This window comes from Motiliproteus sediminis, assembly GCF_017912535.1.
GTDB lineage: Bacteria > Pseudomonadota > Gammaproteobacteria > Pseudomonadales > Balneatricaceae > Motiliproteus > Motiliproteus sediminis.
In genome coordinates this window covers 34,404-55,069 of record NZ_JAERQK010000013.1, presented here as the reverse complement: position 1 = coordinate 55,069, position 20,666 = coordinate 34,404, and the positions used below count along the sequence as shown (strand labels likewise).

The 20,666-nt window shown below is 53.1% G+C and carries 18 protein-coding genes; 4 read left to right on the top strand and 14 right to left on the bottom strand.

Features of this window, described 5'->3' with window-relative positions:
* Positions 1-43 precede the first annotated feature (43 nt).
* Positions 44-190, bottom strand: coding sequence for a hypothetical protein (locus tag JJQ76_RS16985; protein ID WP_210398158.1), 147 nt, complete (start codon positions 188-190; stop codon positions 44-46).
* Between the two features lie 92 nt (positions 191-282).
* Positions 283-1,656, bottom strand: coding sequence for a methyl-accepting chemotaxis protein (locus tag JJQ76_RS16980; RefSeq protein ID WP_210398157.1), 1,374 nt, complete (start codon positions 1,654-1,656; stop codon positions 283-285).
* Positions 1,657-2,017: 361 nt separating this feature from the next.
* On the opposite strand from JJQ76_RS16980, the gene JJQ76_RS16975 reads away from it, so the two are divergent.
* Positions 2,018-2,431: a CBS domain-containing protein gene (locus JJQ76_RS16975; RefSeq protein ID WP_210398156.1), complete on the top strand. Its 414-nt coding sequence runs from the start codon at positions 2,018-2,020 to the stop codon at positions 2,429-2,431.
* A gap of 105 nt (positions 2,432-2,536) precedes the next feature.
* Here the strand turns inward: JJQ76_RS16975 and JJQ76_RS16970 are convergent, their stop codons facing one another.
* The 5 genes from JJQ76_RS16970 to JJQ76_RS16950 all read right to left on the bottom strand — a co-directional run bounded on the left by JJQ76_RS16970 (position 2,537) and on the right by JJQ76_RS16950 (position 6,323).
* The gene (locus JJQ76_RS16970) at positions 2,537-2,899 is read right to left on the bottom strand and encodes a TfoX/Sxy family protein (protein WP_210398155.1); all 363 of its coding nucleotides are present in this window, start codon (positions 2,897-2,899) and stop codon (positions 2,537-2,539) included.
* A gap of 160 nt (positions 2,900-3,059) precedes the next feature.
* Entirely contained in the window at positions 3,060-3,632 is a 573-nt protein-coding gene (locus tag JJQ76_RS16965) for a hypothetical protein (RefSeq protein ID WP_210398154.1), read from the bottom strand.
* Between the two features lie 45 nt (positions 3,633-3,677).
* Positions 3,678-4,568 carry a DMT family transporter gene (locus tag JJQ76_RS16960; protein WP_246481093.1) on the bottom strand — a complete coding sequence of 297 codons (891 nt, stop codon included), beginning with the start codon at positions 4,566-4,568 and terminating at the stop codon, positions 3,678-3,680.
* A gap of 307 nt (positions 4,569-4,875) precedes the next feature.
* Positions 4,876-5,340 (bottom strand): GNAT family N-acetyltransferase, encoded by a 465-nt coding sequence (locus tag JJQ76_RS16955; RefSeq protein ID WP_210398153.1) that lies wholly within the window; start codon positions 5,338-5,340, stop codon positions 4,876-4,878.
* 131 nt (positions 5,341-5,471) lie between these two features.
* Positions 5,472-6,323 (bottom strand): LysR family transcriptional regulator, encoded by an 852-nt coding sequence (locus JJQ76_RS16950; RefSeq protein ID WP_210398152.1) that lies wholly within the window; start codon positions 6,321-6,323, stop codon positions 5,472-5,474.
* Positions 6,324-6,462: 139 nt separating this feature from the next.
* Between JJQ76_RS16950 and JJQ76_RS16945 the strand changes: the two genes are divergently transcribed.
* Together JJQ76_RS16945 and JJQ76_RS16940 are read left to right on the top strand one after the other, a co-directional pair.
* The gene (locus tag JJQ76_RS16945) at positions 6,463-7,167 is read left to right on the top strand and encodes an FMN-dependent NADH-azoreductase (protein WP_210398151.1); all 705 of its coding nucleotides are present in this window, start codon (positions 6,463-6,465) and stop codon (positions 7,165-7,167) included.
* Positions 7,168-7,207: 40 nt separating this feature from the next.
* Positions 7,208-7,639 carry a nucleoside deaminase gene (locus tag JJQ76_RS16940; protein WP_343232554.1) on the top strand — a complete coding sequence of 144 codons (432 nt, stop codon included), beginning with the start codon at positions 7,208-7,210 and terminating at the stop codon, positions 7,637-7,639.
* Positions 7,640-7,888: 249 nt separating this feature from the next.
* Here the strand turns inward: JJQ76_RS16940 and JJQ76_RS16935 are convergent, their stop codons facing one another.
* Positions 7,889-8,071, bottom strand: coding sequence for a hypothetical protein (locus JJQ76_RS16935; RefSeq protein ID WP_210398149.1), 183 nt, complete (start codon positions 8,069-8,071; stop codon positions 7,889-7,891).
* A gap of 898 nt (positions 8,072-8,969) precedes the next feature.
* Between JJQ76_RS16935 and JJQ76_RS16930 the strand changes: the two genes are divergently transcribed.
* A complete protein-coding gene (locus JJQ76_RS16930) occupies positions 8,970-11,072 on the top strand; it encodes an alkyl/aryl-sulfatase (protein WP_210398148.1) in 2,103 nt (700 codons plus the stop codon).
* Positions 11,073-11,579: 507 nt separating this feature from the next.
* Here JJQ76_RS16930 and JJQ76_RS16925 read toward each other — a convergent pair.
* The 6 genes from JJQ76_RS16925 to JJQ76_RS16900 all read right to left on the bottom strand — a co-directional run bounded on the left by JJQ76_RS16925 (position 11,580) and on the right by JJQ76_RS16900 (position 20,664).
* Complete coding sequence (locus JJQ76_RS16925; protein ID WP_210398147.1) at positions 11,580-12,917, bottom strand: BamA/TamA family outer membrane protein; 1,338 nt, start codon at positions 12,915-12,917, stop codon at positions 11,580-11,582.
* Positions 12,918-13,021: 104 nt separating this feature from the next.
* A complete protein-coding gene (locus JJQ76_RS16920; protein WP_210398146.1) occupies positions 13,022-14,290 on the bottom strand; it encodes an OmpP1/FadL family transporter in 1,269 nt (422 codons plus the stop codon).
* A 1,073-nt stretch (positions 14,291-15,363) separates the two neighbouring features.
* Positions 15,364-15,618, bottom strand: coding sequence for a hypothetical protein (locus JJQ76_RS16915; protein WP_210398145.1), 255 nt, complete (start codon positions 15,616-15,618; stop codon positions 15,364-15,366).
* A 33-nt stretch (positions 15,619-15,651) separates the two neighbouring features.
* Positions 15,652-16,887 (bottom strand): hypothetical protein, encoded by a 1,236-nt coding sequence (locus tag JJQ76_RS16910; RefSeq protein WP_210398144.1) that lies wholly within the window; start codon positions 16,885-16,887, stop codon positions 15,652-15,654.
* A gap of 22 nt (positions 16,888-16,909) precedes the next feature.
* Complete coding sequence (locus JJQ76_RS16905) at positions 16,910-17,518, bottom strand: hypothetical protein (protein WP_210398143.1); 609 nt, start codon at positions 17,516-17,518, stop codon at positions 16,910-16,912.
* Entirely contained in the window at positions 17,515-20,664 is a 3,150-nt protein-coding gene (locus JJQ76_RS16900) for a type I restriction endonuclease subunit R (RefSeq protein ID WP_210398142.1), read from the bottom strand. The genes JJQ76_RS16905 and JJQ76_RS16900 overlap by 4 nt, the downstream gene beginning before the upstream one ends.
* Positions 20,665-20,666: the final 2 nt, after the last annotated feature.

Genomic DNA, 20,666 nt, shown 5'->3' with positions numbered 1-20,666 from the left:
ATGCGCGGCTTTTTTGTGTCCATGGCGGTGACTCGCGGCCCGATCAGACCTTGAAGCGCCCCAACAGGCTGTTGATCCGTTGGCCCATTTGCCGCAGTTGCTGGCTGACGGCGGTAACCTGACCGGTCCCCTCCGAGGTTTCGGTGAGGGCGTCGTGGATGTTGGACACGTTGGTGCTGATGGCGGCCATCGCCTGACGCTGTTCGCCGGTAACGCTGGCGATCTCCAGATTGATGGTAGCGGCACTCTGTACCTTGGTGGCGATCTGTTCCAGCGCTGTGCCTACCCGCTGCGACTGGGTCCCAGGGTGCGGCCGCTGCCGATGGTGGTCACCGCGCCGGCGGCGCCGCTTTGCAGTTGGTCGATCAACTGCTGGATCTCGGTCGTGGCGCCTTGAGTGCGCTGTGCCAGCGAGCGCACTTCGTCCGCGACCACGGCAAAGCCGCGTCCCTGCTCACCGGCCCGGGCCGCTTCGATGGCGGCATTGAGCGCCAGCAGGTTGGTTTGTTCGGCAATCTCGGAGATCACCTCCAGAATCCGGCCGATGTTCTGGCTCTCCTCCTCCAGCTGGTTGATGCTGGCAACCGCCTCCTCCACCGACCGGGCCAACTGTTCTATCGAGGCGATGCTGGTGCCCACCAGAGACACCCCCTGTTGCGCCTGATCCAGTGCCTGTTGCACCTCATTGGCCGCGGAGCGGGCGCTGACGGCGACGTTGTCGATGGTGTAGCTCATCTCCTCGACGGCGGTTACGATCAGGTCACTCTCCTGGCGGTGGGTGGCCAGGGCGGTTCGTGACTGTTCTGAAACCACGGCCATGGTTTCTGCCGCCTGTGCCAGCTCGCTACTAGCGCTGGTCACCTCGCCGACAACGCTGCGCACGCTGTCGGCAAAGCTGTTGAAGCCGACCCCCAGACGAACCAGCTCGCGTGCACCATGGGTGCGCATCCGTACGGTGAGGTCGCCATTACCGTGGGCGATCTCCTCCATCGCCTCGGCGGTCTTTTCCAGCGGGCGATTGATACTGCGCGCCAGCAGCAGCGCCAGCAGGGCGAACAACAGCACCGCCGATCCGCCGATCAGGCCGCGCTTGACCAGCAAGGCCTGAAACTGCTCATCCACATCATCGATGTAGATGCCGGAACCGACGATCCAGCCCCAGGGCTGAAACGCTTTGAGATAGGAGAGTTTGGCCTTGGGCTGGTCGAACTGTGGGCCCTTGTAGGCGTAGAACACCGATCCTTCACCGTTGGCGCGGGTAACGCCGACAAACTCACGCCAGTGGTGCTTGCCGTGCGCGTCGGTGGCGTTGCGCATATCTTTGCCTTCCAGCTGCGGCTTGAAGGGGTGCATCACCAGCCGTGGGCTGGTGTCGTTGACCCAGAAGTAGCCGTTGTCGCCGTAACGCAGTGCGCGAATAGCCGCCAGTGCCGCGCTTTTGGCGTCCTCTTCAGTCATCTCGCCGGCTTCGAACAGGCCGTAGTAGTGGCCGAAATAGCTGTGCGCCATGTTGACCAGCTGCCGCGTGGTCTCCTCTTTGGCGGCCAGGATGTCATTCTTCTTGCTCAGGGTTTCCATACCGATAGTCGCGGCCAGGGCGATGATGGCCACCAGCGCAAAGGTCCAGATGCGCTGTGCGATCGATAAGCGGTTCAAGCTGATTTCCTTCTGTTGTGTCTGTTGAGGTGCTTGTTAGCGGGGTAAAGGGGGTTGCTTGATGCGAAAAACATACCAACGGTGTGGTTATCGGCTTTGGGCCGCGGGAAGCGGATCGGATGGGTGGGTTTCCGCCAAATGAGGCGGTGTCAATGGGTGAAAATCGCTGAATTGTGGCGCGTGATAGACCCCGGGCGCGGCGCGATGCCTGAGTCTGGCTCTGGCTGCGTCCCCATGGTGCATCCAGCCTTGGTCCTCAAGGGCACTAAATCCGGCTCCGCTGATCTATGGTTATAGGTAGCGTGGTGCCGCTTGCGGTACGAGGCGGCGGTCAATGCGTTTGCTGAGAGGGAGTCACGCCATGAAATCGGTCAAAGTCAGAGATTACATGACCACCAATCTGGTCACCTTTACCCCGGATACCAAGCTGTTCACTGCCATCAAAACCCTGCTCGACCGGCATATCTCCGGAGCCCCGGTGATCGACCAGGAGGGACATATTGTTGGTCTGCTGTCGGAATGGAACTGTCTGCAGCGTATTCTGCACGGCAGTTACTACGAAGAGGTGGGCGGTGTGGTGGCCGACTACATGTCCAACGGCGAGGATGTGCATCGGATCGACCCCAACGCCGATATCGTTGATGTTGCCGAGATGATGACCACGCATCACTGGCGTGGGCCCTTGATGGTGGAAGAGAAGGGCAAGCTGGTGGGGATCCTCAGCTGCCCCGATATTCTCAAGGTGATCTACGACTTCGACACCCGCAACCTGTAACCCCCGGCGGGCGCCATCGCTGGTTCCATGTGCTCAACCGGCGGCCGATGCTGAGCGGGCGGCGCTGGTTGGCCATGTGTGCCTTGCGAGCGTTGGTTGCTGCCGTCACGCCTCTTCGGCAGTGGCCGGCTGGCGCGGTTTCTTGGGTGGCAGCGTGGTCACAAAACTGATGCAGCGTTCCAGCCAGCGGGCCAGATCATCGTCAGATTCAACCCCTTCCGGGGCGATAAACAGCATCCCCTTCATCGGTTTGCCGGTAAAATCCATCAGCCGTGCATCGCGTTCGCGCAGGTATTCGTCGTAACGCTCGGGGCCGATCCGGACCATCAGGGTGTCGTCCACAACGCCGCATACCATGTGGTCACCAAGCAAAAAACAGAGGCCGCCAAACATCCGCTTTTCAGTCAGTTGTTCGCGGGTGGCGAAATATTCACGAATACGCTGGGCCAGTCCCTGGTCGTAAGCCATGTTTCACTACTCCGGTGGTTTTCCCTAGTTAGCAAGGTCTGATTAAACCTCAATTGACGAAAATCACAAAGCATCTGCGCCGATATTGGGCAAAAATGCGAAAAAAACGGATTAAACCGGTACTGACCGAGTCGCGCGGCTGGCCTCACCGAACGCCCGTTCAGGCGGTCAGGCTGGGTTGTGGTAGCGGGCAGAGGGCGCGCAATCGAATCAGCTCGGTGACAATGCTGCCGGGCTGTCTCAGGTTGGCCGCCAGCCCCAACTGATAGTTGCCCGTTGCGCTCCGTGGCGCACGGATAGCGCAGGGATTGCCGTGCAGTCGTTGCCAGCTGGCGCTGTCTACCTGCAGCTCGAACACGACCCCCTTGATCGCTCCGCTGCGGCCGTTGATGCTGCTGGCGTAGACTTGGCCTATCTGTGGCCAGGGAATGAACTCGCAGCGACCGTCGGCATCGGTCACGAACCAGACTCCGGCCGTGGTTGCGGCACAACTGATGCCGTGGCGCCAGTCCCGTCCTCGGGAGCGCACAAGACCGACGTTCATCAAGCCCAGAAAACCCAGCAGTATCCAGTGGCCGAAGAGGTCCTGGCCACTGCTGAGCAGGGGGATAAACCAGCTCAGGTAGCCGCCAAGTGCCACCAGCGGTAATACCATCAGGCCGCGGTGAAGCCAGGGGTTGGGGTAGAGCAGATAGCGCGGTTGCGGCAGCGCAGCCAGATCGTTACGGTGCATGCCCAAAGCCTAGGTGATGGGCACGTGCTGGGCAAACGTCCGGCGCTAAGACGGGCTCAGGCGGTGTTGCTCGCGCAGCGCCAGCCAGGAGTGAAGCATGATGGCGGTAAGAATGATCGCCCCGCCGGCTAGCGTCAGCGGGGTGACTGTCTCCTGCAACACCCACCACACCCAGATCGGGCCGAACACCGTTTCGATGAGCAGGAACAGGCTGACCTCGGGCGAGGATAGGTAGCGGGTTGCGCTCATGATCAGCACCGACGCCAGCGGGATCTGCACCAGTCCCATCAACGCCAGCCAGCCAAAGCGTTCCAGTGGCACCGCCAGGGAGCCGGCCATCGGCAGGGCGATGGTTGCCATGACCGCCCCGCTCAGGGCGACAATCAGAATCCGGGGCAGCGCCGGGTAGCGGCGCATCAGGCTCAGCATCAGGCCCATCGACAGCGCCAGCAGCAGCGCCAGGCCATCGCCGCGCCAGCTGTCGAGCCCGAGCGAGCCGGCAAACACCGTCAGCACGCCAATGATCGACGCCACGATCGCCATCCAGGTGCGCACCCGCACCCGCTCCCGTAGCAGCAGCCAGGAGAAAAAGGCGGCAAAAAAGGCGCTGCTGCTCAGAATTACCACCGTATTGGCGACGCTGGTATGACTGATCGACAGCACAAACAGCGTGCCGTTGATGCCGTAAAGAGCGGCTAAACCCAGCAGCGGCCGCCAGGCGGTCCGCAGCAGGTGGCCCACCCTGATCTGTCGTGACAGCAGCACCAGCGTACCCAGCGTCAGCAACATCAGCGAACCGCGCCAGAATGCCACCACCCAGGGATCGACAGCGGCCAGCCGGATCAACAGCGCATCAAGGCTCAGAACCAGCACCCCGCTCGCGGCGAGCTGGATGCCACGGCGGTGATCGGTACTGGGTGGCGCGGTGTCAGACAAGGGCAAACTCCTTAACGGGTCGGGGGCGGCTAACGACAAGCGCCACCCTGAGGTGGCGCAAAGTGGTTTCATCATAGCGATGGCATGATGTGTTGAGAAGCGACCAAAGCGGCCGATGGCGCGGCTGGAGCTCTATGGGTCGGGAATGGGCGCGCGAGGTTATGATCGGCCTTCAATGCCCTTAACGGCAGCATGACACCGCCGCATGGGCCTGTAGCCAGCGAACGGTCGACGATAACAGCCTTCAGCGACAACAGCGTAGCAACGCTGCGGGTGATGGCCGGCCCCTCTCGAGTTGTTGTGGACCCTATGCACCCACTTGCAGATGGTAAGTTGTAAAGCATCTACCGGATAACTCGGTTTTATAAACTTTTGTGGCCAATTGATTCAGCGATCTGTATTCGCGCCTGCTGTCGAGCAGGTGGAATAGTACTTCTTGATGCTCTAGCTCTTTAGCCCAGCAGATCAGCGTGTTAAATATTGCTCTACCAGAACCCCAGAACTTTTTTGAGAGGACAATCGCCAGTTCAAAGCCATGACTATCGGGCTGGATTCCACACCAGCCTGCCAGCTCTTCATCTATATAGACTGCCCGAACGCGACAACCGTCCATGGCATCAATATCAATTTTTTCGGCTATCCATGATTGAAGGCGGGCTTCATCAAAATAGGGGTGCTCGATTAAATGTGTTCGCAGTGAATCCTCATTGACAATGGCCATTAGATCATCGTGGTTGATTTCATTGAACTTCAAAAATTTAATCTGACTCATATCTCGATACTTTAAGCGCCTTGCTCATCGTAAAACTGGCAGCGTGGCGATCAGCTCTTTGTTATGCCGCCATCTACTATGCAGCTGTACTGTTCTGGTAAAAATAAATTGTCCAGGAGCAGTGATACGAACTACTGGTTCAAAATATCCTCGACCCAGTTTATAAATCTGGCTGCACTTCTAGTTTCAAAGCTGTCTTTATTGGGTATGTAATAGCAAAAGTCTGATTCGACCGGTCGAGTCTCAAAGTGCTGTAAAAGATTAGATGTTAACAGCCTTTGAGTCAGCGTCGTAGAACAGAACACAAGCCCATTCTCTGCCATGGCCTGCTGAATACCGAAAAGCTCCTGATCAAAACTTTTGAGTTTAATGTTAGACCCAGTCAGCTCATTCTCTGCCAGCCAAGCAGCCAGTGGCGGATCCGGTAATGATCTGTTTTTCCACGCCGTTGTAAATAGAGTAATGGGCCCGTTTGACCAAGAAGGAGGTGCCATCCCATAAGCACCAAATACATTGAATGACTCTGTTTTAATGACATCAGAATTCTCAGCGGCTGCGACATCACCGAATCGAATTGGAATAATATAGGATTGGCTGTCGACCGACTCACCGGTGGATATTTCCAGAGAAATATCGGGGTTGGCTTGTTCAAACTCATGCTGGGAAGGGATCAGCACCATGGCGGCTAGTGATGATGTTGTGGTCACCCTGACCGCACTGCCCGCCTTCATCACCTCTTCCAACGCGCTGTCAATTATCCGAAATCCATCCGAGGTTGCCTTAGCTAATCTTATACCGGTTCCGGTTAGTGATATCCGCCGCCCAAGTCGATGAAACAAATTTACATTTAGCCGGCTTTCCAGATTGCTAATGTGGTGTGAAATGGCTGTTGGCGTCAGCGACAGCTCTTCTGCAGCCAACTTAAAACTTCCTCGCCGGGCAGCGGACTCAAAGGCTTTTAGCGCCTGTAGCGATACCTGCAAAATTCATCTCCAAATAAGCGACTGGGTCCTCGACAGTATAGGTGATTCAAACTCATCTGTAAGTGTCGACTTCTCGTTTGTACTATTGCGTACCGGCTCACAGAATAGCTCTTGTCATTAATCAACGGAGGTAGTGGACGTGAACACATTATTGCACGTCGATTCAAGCGTAAGAGCTGCGAATAACCCGAACCCCGATCACGATTCGATATCGAAAAATATCGCTCTGCGGTTTATCGATACATGGAAAAAGAATCGGCCTGCAGATGAGTATATCTATCGTGATGTTGGTGTGAATCCACCTGATTTCATTACCCAGGAGTGGATCGGCGCGGTATTTACCCCAGAGCAAGAACGGACTCCGGCGCAGAAGGAAAGACTGGCGCTATCAGATCAACTGATCGCTGAAGTGTCTGCCGCCGACGTTATTTTGATCTCCTCGCCAATGTATAACTACGGTATGCCGGCTCAGCTAAAAGCCTGGTTCGATCAAATCATACGCATTAATAAAACGTTTGATTTCGATCTCGCGCGAGGGGACTTTCCGTTGCAGCCTCTACTCTCAGGTAAAACATTGGTCATAGTGACCTCCAGCGGCGAGTTTGGCTTTGAAAAAGGCGGAATAAGAGAAGACTCTGGTCATCTGGCACCGCACCTACGGACGCTGAGTAAATATTTAGGGGTGGACACAATCTATGAGATTGCCGCCGAGTACCAGGAGTTTGGTGACGACAGACACCGCCTGTCAGTGGCCCATGCAAAAGATCGAGCTGAACTTATTGCCTTAGAGCTAAGTACTTCAACTCCGCTTGCTTTGCCAGAAAAAGAGATCGCCAATGTGTAGGCATATTACGGAAGAACTTCTCACAAAGTGTGGAGAAGATGTGATTGATTTGGCTCTTAGCAATGTCAAATCAGGCGGCTTGCCGTTCTCGGCGATGATCGTTAACCCTAAAGGAGAAGTAATTGGAAAAGGGGTAAATCAAGTCGCCAAGAAACTGGATTGTACCGCACACGCAGAAATCCAGGCAATCAGAGCGGCGTCACGGAATCAGCAAAACTATCGTTTACACGGAGCGACATTAATTGCGTCAGGAGAGCCTTGTGCTCTCTGTTATCTGGCGATCCGTATGGCGGGTATTACGAAGATTATTATCCTATCGGACAGGTATGAGGCGCAGAAACAGGGATTCGATTATCTGTGGAGTTACCACTATTTAAATAGCAGTTTCTTTTATGAGCTTGAGGTTGTGACGCTGGATAATGACCGAAAATTGCTTCCATTCCAGTTGGCCAGAACCCATTCCACTGACTAAGGTTGCGGCCCTCAGTATTTCATCTGCTGTCGGTTTAGCAAGTGCCGTCCTACGATGAGTGCTTTTAAATGGCTGGTTTACCACCGCAGCGCTAACGGACTGGCGCTGCGTAGCAGCGAAGGTTCAGGACCCGCTGAGCTTAAGGTTGGACCGAAAACTGGGGAGCACGTCACTGAAACAACAGATCATGACCGCAGACAGCGGCCGTTTCGCGCCGTGTGCGGCTGCTATGTTAACTCACGGTGAACCTCAAAATACCCCGGCTTCCAGACCCGCCGCCAGGGTCATACCCAGCTCCTGGCACTGTTCGATAAAGGCCGGGTCAAAATCGCCCGCCATCCGCAGTGGCGGCATCGCCGCTTTCCAGCGCAGGCCGGTAACAATCCGTTCGACGCTGTCGATAGTGCCGCGACCGTCATTGCCGGCGCGCACATAGAGGGCGTAGGGCTTGCCCTGGGTCTGTTCCAGACAGGGGTAGTAGATCCGCTCGAAAGTCCCTTATACTGATATGGAATATGCGATTTTTATTGCTCGACTTCCTAAGAAGCCTATTAAATAGGTAACAACCTGATTCAGTGGGCAACGCTTTTCCGGCAACATTTTTCGGCTATTTGCATTCTAGGGTTGGAATGAGCTTTTTAGGCTCTTCAGCTTGATCACAGGTCGCTGGTTGGAACTCATCCCCTTGGGACGTAATGCCGGAGGCAAGGTTTGGTTGGATTTCCAAGGCACACTGCGGCTAAAGAATAGCTAGGTCTGGCCCGAAGCGGACCTTTGGATGGTGCTGTGGCAGCGATGGTGGACGGCAGCAGTCAACACTTTGCTGCCGCTGAGGCGTAAGAATTCACAACCTCTCCGAATCCATTAGATTTCTCAGAAGCGGTCACTGGCCTTTAGAACACAAGACGTCCCTTCAGGGCACATAGCTGCCTTTGGACGAGTTTTTATAGGCTTTCTATCTGCCACTACATGGACTTTCCCCAGAGCCAAATAACTCCGCTAGGAGATATTTGGCGTCTTGGTTTCAGAAATCGATGTTCGAATCAAAGCCAAAGTAGAACACAGAAGTGTTGCCCTATCGCTGGTCGGCGTTGGGTTGGCACAGTGGCGGGACAATATGCCTCAAGCCCCGAGCAGCCGGTTGCTACTACAATAGTCGCCCCTTTCGGTTCTGGCATCGTAATTCTTCTTGTTTTGATAAAACATAGTCTACCTTTCCAATTCATGACATTTGATTTTTATTGATCAATCTCTAGGGGCGAGAGATCCAAGTCTTGGTTTTTTGCGTTTCTAAAGGACTGGTTTAGAACAAAGAGAAAAGAGGAAGTTTATGATGAATGGGCTCAAATCCGGAGTGGCGGTATTAGCGGCTATCTTAGGGCTGGCTTCCGCTGGCGTGATGGCCGCAGGCGGCGGAGGCGTCTTAAGTGATCCCAACGCACGCAAAGGCATGCATTTCCATGAAAAGGGAAAACTGCCGTCATCCTACACGGCAGCGCTTCAAGCGGAGCAGCGCAAGATGTTGCCGTTTGAGGATGAGCGCGACTTTGAAGAGTCGAAACGTGGTTTTATCGCTGCTCCTAGTTACAAGCAGATCATGGCGGAAGCGGGCAATGTCGCCTGGGATATGGAAAGCTATGAGTGGCTGCTGGATGGTAAGGATTTCGACAGCATTCATCCTTCGCTGCAACGCCAGGCCATTCTGAACATGGGCTACGGACTCTATGAAGTGGTGCCCGACAAAATCTATCAGGTACGCGGATACGATTTGGCCAACATAAGCTTTATCAAAAGCGATAAGGGCTGGATCGTATTTGACCCGTTGACCGCCAAAGAGACTGCTGCGGCAGCACTCAAGTTCATTAACGAACAGCTGGGCAAGCGTCCTGTGGTTGCGGTGGTTTATTCCCATTCCCACGCTGACCACTTCGGCGGTGTTCGTGGGGTTGTTGATGAGGCTGACGTTTTAAGCGGCAAGGTAAAGGTTATTGCTCCGGTTGGCTTCATGGATCATGCAGTTGCCGAAAACGTCTATGCCGGCAACGCCATGAACCGGCGCATGTTCTTCCAGTATGGAGTGCTGCTGCCGCGTAGCCCGTTCGGTCATGTCGATCAGTCCATCGGCAAGAACACCGCCGCAGGTAACCTTGGACTGATTCCGCCCAACGTTATCATCAGGGACGACATCGAGGAGTTAACGGTCGATGGCGTTAAAATGGTATTCCAGAATACTCCGGGTACTGAAGCGCCAGCGGAGATGAACACCTACTTCCCGGCCTGGAAGGCGTTCTGGGCCGCAGAGAATATCACCGGCACCATCCACAATATTTATACCCTCCGCGGAGCTCTGGTTCGTGATGCATTGGCCTGGTCCAAGGCGATCAACGAAGCGTTGTATCTATTCGGGCAAGAAGCCGAGGTGATGTTTGCATCGCACAGCTGGCCGCGCTGGGGTAATGAGCGGATTCAGGAGGTGATGCGAGCTCAGCGCGATACTTACGCGCACCTGAATAACGGCGTGCTTCATCTGGCCAACCAGGGCGTCACCATTAACCAGATTCACAATGTCTATGAAGTACCCGAAAGCTTGCAGCAGCAGTGGGCGGCGCGTAGCTATCATGGCTCCGTGGAGCATAACAGCCGGGCGGTCGTGAATCGCTATCTAGGTTATTGGGACGGCAACCCGACCACGCTGATTCCGCTGTCGCCGGAAGACTCAGCACCGCTGTATGTCGAGATGATGGGTGGCAGCGACAAGATAATTGCCAAGGGTAAGCAACTTTACGATCAAGGCAAATACAAGCACGCTCAAGAGATTCTGAACAAGCTGGTTTACGCCGAACCGTCCAACCGGAAGGCAAAAGATTTGCTGGCAGATGTGTTCGAACAAATCGGCTATCAGCAGGAGAGTCCTAGCGTTCGAAACAGCTTCTTGGCAGCCGCATATGAACTGCGTAGCGGTATTCCCACCGGGGCTGCACCCAAATCATCAGGCCCTGATATGGTTCGTGCAATGACCACCGAGCTTTGGCTTGATTTTCTGGGTATTCGCCTGGATAGCAAAAAGGCTGCCGGCAAGCAGTTCACCATTAATCTGGCCACGCCGGATAATGGCGAAAAGTTTGTGGTCGAGTTGAGCAATGCAACCTTGACCAATATCATCGGCCAGCAGGCCGATAACCCCGACCTTACCATCATCATTGATCGTAAAGATCTTGAGATGACGATGATGGGCGTGGTCAGTCTGGATGAACAGATTAAGAAGGGCAAAGCCTCGCTGGCTGGTAACGAGTCGGTGTACAAGGACCTGAAAGAGATGCTGGCCAGCTTTGAGCTTGGGTTTGAGCTGCTGCCTGGTACCGGGGCTGCAGATCTCAGCCCCGAGCGCAAACCGTTTGAGCAGGAGCCGCTGGCGGATACTAGCGGCGGATAAACTCTAACTTGATAAAAAAGGGAGCAGCCCAGAAAGCGGGGCTGCTCCCTTTACTTTCTTCTGATCCACACCTATTTATCACTTCTGACCTCCTTGTTGGTGGCTAAGGTGAGTAGACGGCAGCAGCAACAGATCGGTAGGGTGCGCTCCAGGAGGCTGGTGAAGTACCTTTTCGATTGCGTACGCAATCTAACGATGTGTGCATTGCTGCTTGCGGCTGGGGTCTACGCAATAAACTATTCTGGGGTCAGTGTCTTTGGGAGTTTCTTCCAGGATGCCCCGGGCTGGACGGTGATCATGCTCGCGGCGGTTTTGGCCGTGCTTAATCTCTGGGACTGGATCCTAATGTTGCGTAGCCTCAAGCTTCACCTCCTGTGGGTTACGTTGGCTACGCTGTTATACGTACTAGTTTCCGTGCGTATTATTGAACTTATACTCGCTATGCGCCTCGCTTTATAATCACTAAGCGGAAATTGACGAGGCAAAGGCCTGACCGGTAAGCGGCTGCTAAAAAGTGTGACCGACGAACATCTGTAGTTGGCCGCCCTCATTAGAAACAGCAACGTCTGCGCGGACAACCAGGCCCATGGCGTTGAGGCGCAAACCGGCGCCGGCCGAGAGTCTCATATCACGGTGAAGCGCTGTTATATCAAAGCGATCATTAACCCTACCTAGCTCCGCAAACAGCACGTATTGCATCCATTTAATTTGCAGCTGTTGTAGCAGTGACCAGTTACCCAGCGGGTTAGCATAAGGAATGTGGCGGTACTCCAACTGATAATTAACGGCGGAACGGTCGTTGAAGCGATAGCTTTCGAAACCGCGCTGGCGGTCAAGACCACCTAAAGTTGAGCCCGCGAAAACCGGAGGCCGATGGAAAATCTGTTGATCATTTTCGCGGTCGTAGCTGTTCCAGGTAGGCACATCAGACACCCAGGCATTTATAGCGACAACACGTTGTCTGGCGCCGCTGGAGGGCAGCGGCACATATTTGCTGTACTCGAACTCTATCTGCGTCCAGCTGGGAGAGTCGGCGCTTTGCCCCCAATCTCGTCTAATCGCAATCTCGGTGTTGCTCCCATAGCCGGGATTTTTACTCCAATCAGTATTGTCGTACTTCAATCGCAATCGAATGCCGGCACTCTGCTGAGCCGAAGCGCCGTTACTATCATTGGTGAGAGTGAAATCCTGTTTACGATAGAAGGGTTCTATTTCGAGGGTGGTGCGGCCGCTTTCAAGCGGATTCCAGACATCACCACCGGCTTCTGAGCCGGGTTCGAGCAATCCCTGGTCCAGACGGAAAGTGTGGATAGGTTGTTGTCGACCGTGGCCTATTGGCAATAAGTACCTAAAGGTCGGCAAGACTAAGGTATCGGTTCCTTCTACATAAAGAAAATTGTCCTGGTCTGAGTCATTACTGCCTGCATCGTCATCAGGAAAATCTGGGTTCCCGTCGCGATAACTTTTGATTTCGGTGAGGTCGTTACGCATCAGGATACTATCGAGAAACCACCGGCTACCGGCCCCTCCAATTTGATAATCCTTAAACATCATGAATCCGGAAGAAGAGCCGTTGGCACTAACAAAGCCATTAACCACTATGTCCAACTGGGGCTGAAGGTAACCGGTGGCGCCAAATGCAACGGCCCCCGCGAACTCGGTGCTGCTGTTGTAGAAAGCATATGGCACCAGAAACAGCGCGCCGAAATCTCGCTCACGATTGCAACTGGCTTCGATCGAGCATTCTGCGCTGATTGCGGTTACCGCGGTACTAAATAAAGACAGCGCGGCTAACGCTGACAGTTTTTGCCAGGATCTGGGGTGCCGGCAGGGTGGTGGTGCCATAGATTTATATTTCCGGCCGTTAGCGTGCTTTGCTAGCTGCCAAAAGGCTATGCCCCACAATCGTTTTGGGGCGCTAGAGATGTGCTTCCGGCGTGGCTGCTGGGTTAGAAGCGCCAGCTGATATTGCCTCCCAGGGCATGGATCCGGTTGGTAGAATAATCACCTTGCACAGTACCGCCCAGCGGTCGTGACTGATTGACAGCCGCGTCACCGAGGTCGATATAGCTGTACGCTACGCCGATTTCTGTGGTCGGGTTCAACTGGTATTGAACACCAGTTGAAATTCGCACCTGTCGATCCAGCGGCAGATCTAGCGTTCTGTTCTGGCCGCTAACGGGCGATTCGTCATAACCCACCCCTGCGGATACCGTTACTTTCTCTGACCAGTGGTAAAGCGCGCCCAAGGCGATGTGCCAGGTGTCTTCAAACTGGCGATCCGATACCAGAGTCGTCGGTGAGCTGCTACCGATCAAGATCGATGATTCGCCAAACTTGGACCATTCCTGCCAACCGATATTTCCTGTCAGAGCCCATGTTTCATCGAGCTGGTGAAAAGCGCTAAACATGATTGCCTGTGGGACGCTCATTTCTAGTCCCACCGGGGAATTGGTCAAACCTGCAGCGTTAATCGCCGTCGATAGTGGGGGCAGCACATTGGAGAGTTTGGCTGCATCATCAAACTTCAAATCAATTTCCGAACGGTATGTGAGCCCCAAACGCGTCGAAGGCGAGAACTCATACAGCAATCCCAGATTGAAGCCATAACCAACGTCATCTGACTCAAGGCTCAGGCGACCGTCGGTCTGGCCCGGAATGACATTGTTAACCGCGACGTCCTGACTGAGGTCGCCGTAGACCACGGCAATGCCCCCCCCGATAGAAAGCTGATCATTAACGCGGTAGCCAACAGAGGGGTTGAGCCCCATGGTCAGGAGTTCTGCCTCCTGAACAAAGTAACGCCCGGCCCAATCGTTGTCATAGGCCAGCCCCAAGCCGAAATAACTACCGAACGCCATCCCTATTCGCACTTTCTCGTTCAGGACGTGGACATAACTAATGCCGCCGGCTGGCACCAAATCGCCAGCGTCGCCACCATTGCCCGTGCCAAGGGGCGAACTGATGGGGTCAGACGACGAGTTGATAGAGAACTTAGAAGAAACGTCCAGCAAGAGCAGGCTTGCGGTCGATTGATTCTGCGTCAATCGGGTCATTGCTGCTGGATTGTTTCCTGCGGTAGAAGCGTCCCGGCCGAGAGCGGCCCTGCCGGCAGCCGACAGGCCCATGTCACTGCTACCTTGTTCATAGAGCCATAAACCGGCGGCATTGGCTTGTAGGGCAGACGAAACCAGAAAGGCGGGCAATAAGACTTTCATTGCACAGCTCTTTAATGTCATGCGTTACCTGCTTGTTTGTTTTTTTGAGATCAAATCTGATTCTTTTACAGAACGAACGGGCTCCCCGATTGGACTAGGTCTCCTATCCAGTCCCTCCATTCTAGAACACTGAATTGATATATGTTTGTCGGTTTGAGCAACTGATCAGTTGAGGATGACAGTTCTGTCGCAGCTCCTGCCGTAACCAGGCGCTCAGGGAAGCAAAATCAGCGTCCGCTTTCATGATTCTGGTGAGCTTTGCGGATTGAAATCGTAGCAGGGGCCTCAACGGCTCCTATGGGGCGACTCCAGTCGCCCATGATCCACTCTCGCTAACGTCCGCTTTGTGCTGAAACAGCTGTTTTGACCACTACAGCGTCCAACCAACTTATGCACGAAACGGCTGTTAGGGGTCAGGTTGACTCCTACCAACTTTTGCACAGAACAGGGGGCTCTCCTTTGCTGCCACGGAGCAAAAATCCAACTTCAGAATGCAAAAGCCCATTTTTCTAACGTGTGGTGTATCGCTAATAACCTAATTTGAGCAACGATACTGGTAGCTCAAAGTCAGATGATCCCAGCATCTAAGCTTGCTGCCATCGATAAGCCGAGATCCTCACATTGAGTAATGAAATCTGACTGAAATTCGCCCCTGCAGACTAACGGCTCTTGAACTAATCGCCAGCGTAAGCCGGTAGTGATGCTTTCGATAGCTCTTTTGGTTCCCGTCCCGTCGTGGCCAGCGCGAATATAAAAAGTAAACGGCATCCCTTGGGTGCTTTCTAGACATCCGTAATAGCACCTATCGAAGCAGTCTTTTGTCAGTCCAGACATGTACCCTAGGTTTTCTGTGGTGCCTATGATTAAGGCATCGGCGGCCTTGATGTCGTGTGAATGTACTTCTAGCGGGGGAAGGTAAATAAGTTCAACATTTTCGATTTCTGTATGAGAGGCTCCTCTCAAAATTCCCTCTAGCATCTGTTGGGTTTTCTCAGACGGAGCGTGCGCTATCACCAGAAGTCTTTTTTTACATTTCATAATTGAAAGAATAGCTTTATTAAATTATTGACAAGTCACCTTATCTTATTGTTTTCTGTCTTTGTATGTAAGATGTTGAATTGTAGATCTGCCTGCATGGCGTGTAGAGTTTGCAATCTGGCTACCCTATCAAGCTTGAATATTATAAGTATAATCACAATATGGATACCATATTCAAAGTGCTTAATTAGTGCTATTGCTAGTAATGAAGTTATCGCAGGCCATAACCACCCCAGATACTTATTAGCAGAAACAGCGGTTTCTATTTTTTCTTTTTCCTGTTCAAACATGTTTTTACCTGAATAAGAAAGCTAAGCCAGATTTCATATGTTTTCTTTTCTTGCTAGATTATTTTTTGTATGTTTATGCCGTTTCGGAGCTGATTTTTTCAGCTTAGAGGCAATAAAATGTCTTGTTTTTTCTGATTTCGGAGTGAAAAGTCGGTCATTGTCAAGCAAAAATTCGTCAGGAAAAAAATCGATACTTCTTTCACATCGGGCTATTTCTGAGAGCCGATATTCGTACCCCATCAACGCCACTCTTTCAAGGTAAGATAATCTTTCCTCAGCACGATATAGATCATTAAGATCTCGCTGCTTATTTTCCATTCGTAGTTTTATCTGTTCGATCTCAAGGGAGTGCGCTTCAATCTCTTGTTGTAATAAGTAAATCTTCTCCTGTTTGCTCTTCGGTATCGAATTGATACAATTTTGGCTCGATTCTAGATTCATCATGTATTCGCGATGACTTTTCGATCCGAAATTATTCTCTCCAAGGGGGTAATGCTGGCATTCAGTAATAGCTAATAACCTATCTAAAAAATCTCTTTTGTGTCCTTCTGATTGAGAAATTTCCGGCATGCTAGAATTATGAAAATAAGCTTGACATAGAGCTTTTAATGGAAAACCACCTAGCTGGTAGAAAAATCTATTATTGCTTGAGTCTTTTTTGTTGCTGAAAATACAGAAAGCCAAGATTAAGTTTTCAAGTTCAAGTTCTTTAATTTTTTTTGCTATATTAGACCATCCTATGTCTCTTTCTTCGGATGATATTTCCTTTACTAATTCTTCTGACTCAGCTGTGTTTGGGAAAATTCCATTTTTCAATGCATGCTCGTATACTTTTATATTCTTCGCGATTGCATTATTAATGTCTTTAGTTTGACCAAGCGCAATTAGATCGTGGGGATTTAAAACACTTCCTATCAAGGATTTTTTTTCATTCGCATGAAATTCGTTCCATTTCGATGCAATATAATCTTCAAGAGTTTCTTCAAACTCAAAATTAATCGAAACCAACAGTTTTTTTAGGATACAAGGGTATGGGCTTCCAACAGAGCCTATTTTTCTATAAATGCTCATGTCGAACATTGGGCCTATTTTCAAGGACTCATGTACGTACCAGTCATAAAAGTCATTTATTGTGACAAAGCCAGATTGCCGCAGTACTTCATCAAGTACTTCTCGGTCAATCGTAACGTTGCGATCTCTGTAGCCAACCTGTTCTTCGATAATGTTATGGGGGCTGTTACGTCTCTCTATACGATTATCTTTCGTCATATCTTGCCCCATCTTGGATGACTCAATGGCAATTAATAACTGGTGGTGTTCCCAAGTCCATACCAGCCACTTTGAACGCGGAGCCTAGCGTGTGCGAAGGATGCTGCCTTAGCCCATCCGGAGGCACTATTGCTCCAGCTTCTGATTCCGGCTCCCAAATCACGCGCTTGAGCGCCTCTACATCCTCTTCATGGTTCGATGCTTGGCCTTTCTGCTTAAACGAGACCAAGCCTTCTACCAAGCGGACATCACGTCGAGGTTCAGCTTCGACGAGGCTTCGGAGCAGGTAGGTTGCAGCGACAAGTACGCTGCAGCCCAACCCTACATACCAGTATCGATGTTGGCTGCCGCGCTTCTCAACCGACCTTCCCGTTGGATTCCCATCTTTGTTGAATGCAACCGATAACGGAGCTTCCAGCACTAGGTAGAGTGTAGGGCCATATTTGCGAACCTCTTCGCACAAAATCGCTGCTAACTCTGAGAACTTCAAGGAAGTTGCCGGCCTATCGCCTAATAGTAGACCGCAACTCTTGCTGTTTGATGAGAAGCCAAGGTCCACAAAAGCCCAGTCACCAGATTCTGGTTTCAATTCTTCAGGGAGTGCTGCTCTGATTCTTCCGTTATCACTCACGCCGCCCACCCACTAGACAGTACTTCAGCCTGCTTGAGCACCAACTCCACCGCCTCTGGTGCCTGGTCAGGCGGGTACTTGTAACGCTGCAAGGTGCGCCGAACGAGGATGCGCAGCTTGGCGCGAACGCTCTCACGCACTTGCCAGTCAACGGTGGTGGATTTGCGCAATTTGTCGGTGATCTCGACGGCGATCTTTTTGAGGATTTCATCGCCTAGTTTTCGCACGGCGCTCTCGTTGTTGGCTAGGGCGTCGTAGAAGGCTATTTCGTCAGGGTTAAGCCCCATTGCTGCTTCGCGGGCCATCTCTTCTTGGAACTGCTTGGCCATGGCGATCAGTTCTTCGATCACCTGGGCGGTTTCGATGCCTCGGTTGTTGTACTTGCGAAGCGTCTCTTGCAGACGCTCGGCGTACTTCTTCTCCTGCACTACGTTGTTGCGGGTCTTGGCACGGATGTCGTCTTTCAGCAGCTTCTCCAGAAGCTCAACGGCCAGGTTCTTGTAGGGCATCTGGCGCACGTCTTCGAGGAACTCTTCCGACAGCAGGCCGATGTTGGGCTTGTCTAGGCCGCAAAGGGCGAACACGTCGGCAACTCCTTCCGCCACTACGGCGTTGTCGAGTATCTGCTTAAGGGCGGAGTTCTTTTCTTCCTGAGTCAGCTTACGATCCACGCTAGTGTGCTTGGTGATTGCTGCTTTGACGGCTGACAGGAAGGCGATCTCTTTGTGGTATTCGCGGGCAGCGTCCAGGGTGCTACACAACGAGTACGCTTTAGTCAGCGCCAGCACGGTATCGAGGAAGCGCTTCTTGCCGTCCTCCAGGCCAAGGATGTAGTTGGCCGATGGGACCAGCAACTTGTGCGCTTCCGTCTCGAAACCGCTGTAGTCAAAGCCGTCGCTTTTCGGCCCCTTGGCAAACATGCCGTGGATGATGTCGAGCTTCTCCAGCAGGATGGCGAACGCCTCTTCTGCGCTGTGGGTCGGCGCACCTTTACCCTTGGAGTCGGTGTAGGTCTTGAGTGCTTGCTTTAGCTCGTTGGCAATACCGATGTAGTCCACCACCAATCCACCGGGCTTGTTCTTGAACACCCGGTTCACGCGGGCGATAGCCTGCATCAGATTGTGGCCCTTCATCGGCTTGTCGACGTACATGGTGTGACAGCACGGCGCATCAAAGCCGGTCAGCCACATGTCTCGTACGATCACCAGCCTGAGCGGATCGTTCAGATCCTTAAAACGCTTTTCCAGCCGCTTCTTGGTCTGCTTGTTGTAGATATGGGGCTGCAGCAACGGCTTGTCTGACGCCGAACCGGTCATCACGATTTTGATCGCGCCTTTTTCGGGGTCAGGGTCATGCCATTCGGGGCGAAGCTCAACTATGGCGTTGTAGAGTTGTGCACAGATGTCGCGACTCATGGCAACGATCATCGCCTTGCCATCCATGCTGGCGGTGCGCGTTTCGAAGTGCTCGACCAAATCCTCAGCGACCTGCTTCAGGCGAGGCTCGGCACCGACCAACTTCTCCAGACGACTCCATTCGCCCTTGGTCTTTTCACGGGCGCTGGCATCTTCTTCATCCTCAACGACTTCATCGACTTGCTCAGAGAGCTGTTCGATCTTGGCATGGTTGAGATCCAGCTTGGCCAGACGGGATTCGTAATAGATCGGCACCGTCGCACCGTCTTCAACCGCATCCTGAATGTCGTAGATGGAGACGTAATCACCGAACACCGCACGGGTGTCTTTGTCTTCACTGGCGATAGGTGTGCCGGTGAAGCCGATAAAGGCGGCGTTGGGTAGCGCATCACGCATATGCTTGGCGTAGCCGAACTTGTAGGTGCCGTCCTGTTTCAGGGTCGCCTTCAGGCCGTACTGACTGCGATGAGCCTCATCCGAGATCACCACGATATTGTGCCGCTGGTTCAGGATTGGGTGATGGTTCTCCTCGGCCAGTAGGGCGAACTTCTGCACCGTAGTGAAGATGATTCCACCGGACTCTCGCTCTGCCAGCAGTTGGCGCAGCTTGTCCCGGTCGTCTGCTTGCACCGGTGTCTGGCGTAGTAGCTCTTTGGAGTCGGTGAAGGTCTTGAACAGTTGTCCATCCAGGTCGTTGCGATCCGTCACCACAATCAGGGTCGGGTTGTTCATCTCTGATTGCTGTAGCAACTTACCGGCGTAGCAGCACATGGAGATACTCTTGCCGGAGCCCTGGGTATGCCAGACCACCCCAGCCTTCTTGCTTCCGGGCACCACCTGACTGTTGTAGGTTGCTCGCCGCTCGGCCACTCCATCCACGGCCTGTGCCGCAATCACTGTGGCTGACACCGCCTCACGCACTGCATGGAACTGGTGGTAACCGGCGATCTTCTTGATCAGCTTGTCGGAGTCCGTTTCAAACAGCACGAAGTAGCGGATGTAATCGAGCAGCAGCTCACGGTCGAAGAAACCGCGCACCAGTGTTTCCAGCTGCCATTCCAGTAGCGGTTTGTCGTCTTCGTGCTTGATGGTACGCCAGGGCAGGAAACGCTCCTGATTGGCTGTCAGCGAGCCGACACGAGCGGTGTAACCATCACTGACCACCAACGCCTCGTTGTAGACGAACAGGTCGCCGATTTCGTCCTTGTAGGTCTGAATCTGGTTGAACGCATCCCAGATGTCGGCGTTTTCCGCCGAGGGGCTCTTCAGTTCCAGCACCGCAATAGGGAGGCCGTTGATAAAGCAGATCACATCCGGGCGGCGCAGTTGTTTACTGCCTTGAATGGTGAATTGATTGATAGCGCGAAAGCGGTTGCTGTCGATGTTATCGAAGTCGATTAGCAGCGCGTGGTCGTGTACCTGTTTGTCGTCGCGCTTGTACTCGACAGGGACGCCTTCCAGCAGCAGCCGATGGAAGGCTCGGTTACTGACTACCACATCGAGGCTTTCCGGCTTCAATACCTGAGCGACAGCTTGCTCAATGGCACTATCCGGCAGGTGACGATTGATGCGGCGAATGCCTGCTTCCAGATCAGCCAGCAGCACAACCTGGTTGTAGTTCTGCCGCTCAGGCACTGGGCCATCGTGAGCGATGTCCGGCCCATGGGCGATCTCCCAACCGTTCTCGGCAAACCATTCCAGGCAGAGCTGTTCCAGCTGATCTTCGTTCATCA

What these genes read in the sequence shown, in the direction of transcription:
- JJQ76_RS16985 (WP_210398158.1), bottom strand. Translation starts at nt 190, where the DNA reads ATGGCCGCCATCAGCACCAACGTGTCCAACATCCACGACGCCCTCACC.
- JJQ76_RS16975 (WP_210398156.1), top strand. Translation starts at nt 2,018, where the DNA reads ATGAAATCGGTCAAAGTCAGAGATTACATGACCACCAATCTGGTCACC.
- JJQ76_RS16970 (WP_210398155.1), bottom strand. Translation starts at nt 2,899, where the DNA reads ATGGCTTACGACCAGGGACTGGCCCAGCGTATTCGTGAATATTTCGCC.
- JJQ76_RS16965 (WP_210398154.1), bottom strand. Translation starts at nt 3,632, where the DNA reads ATGCACCGTAACGATCTGGCTGCGCTGCCGCAACCGCGCTATCTGCTC.
- JJQ76_RS16955 (WP_210398153.1), bottom strand. Translation starts at nt 5,340, where the DNA reads ATGAGTCAGATTAAATTTTTGAAGTTCAATGAAATCAACCACGATGAT.
- JJQ76_RS16930 (WP_210398148.1), top strand. Translation starts at nt 8,970, where the DNA reads ATGATGAATGGGCTCAAATCCGGAGTGGCGGTATTAGCGGCTATCTTA.
- JJQ76_RS16925 (WP_210398147.1), bottom strand. Translation starts at nt 12,917, where the DNA reads ATGGCACCACCACCCTGCCGGCACCCCAGATCCTGGCAAAAACTGTCA.
- JJQ76_RS16920 (WP_210398146.1), bottom strand. Translation starts at nt 14,290, where the DNA reads ATGAAAGTCTTATTGCCCGCCTTTCTGGTTTCGTCTGCCCTACAAGCC.
- JJQ76_RS16915 (WP_210398145.1), bottom strand. Translation starts at nt 15,618, where the DNA reads ATGTTTGAACAGGAAAAAGAAAAAATAGAAACCGCTGTTTCTGCTAAT.
- JJQ76_RS16910 (WP_210398144.1), bottom strand. Translation starts at nt 16,887, where the DNA reads ATGACGAAAGATAATCGTATAGAGAGACGTAACAGCCCCCATAACATT.
- JJQ76_RS16900 (WP_210398142.1), bottom strand. Translation starts at nt 20,664, where the DNA reads ATGAACGAAGATCAGCTGGAACAGCTCTGCCTGGAATGGTTTGCCGAG.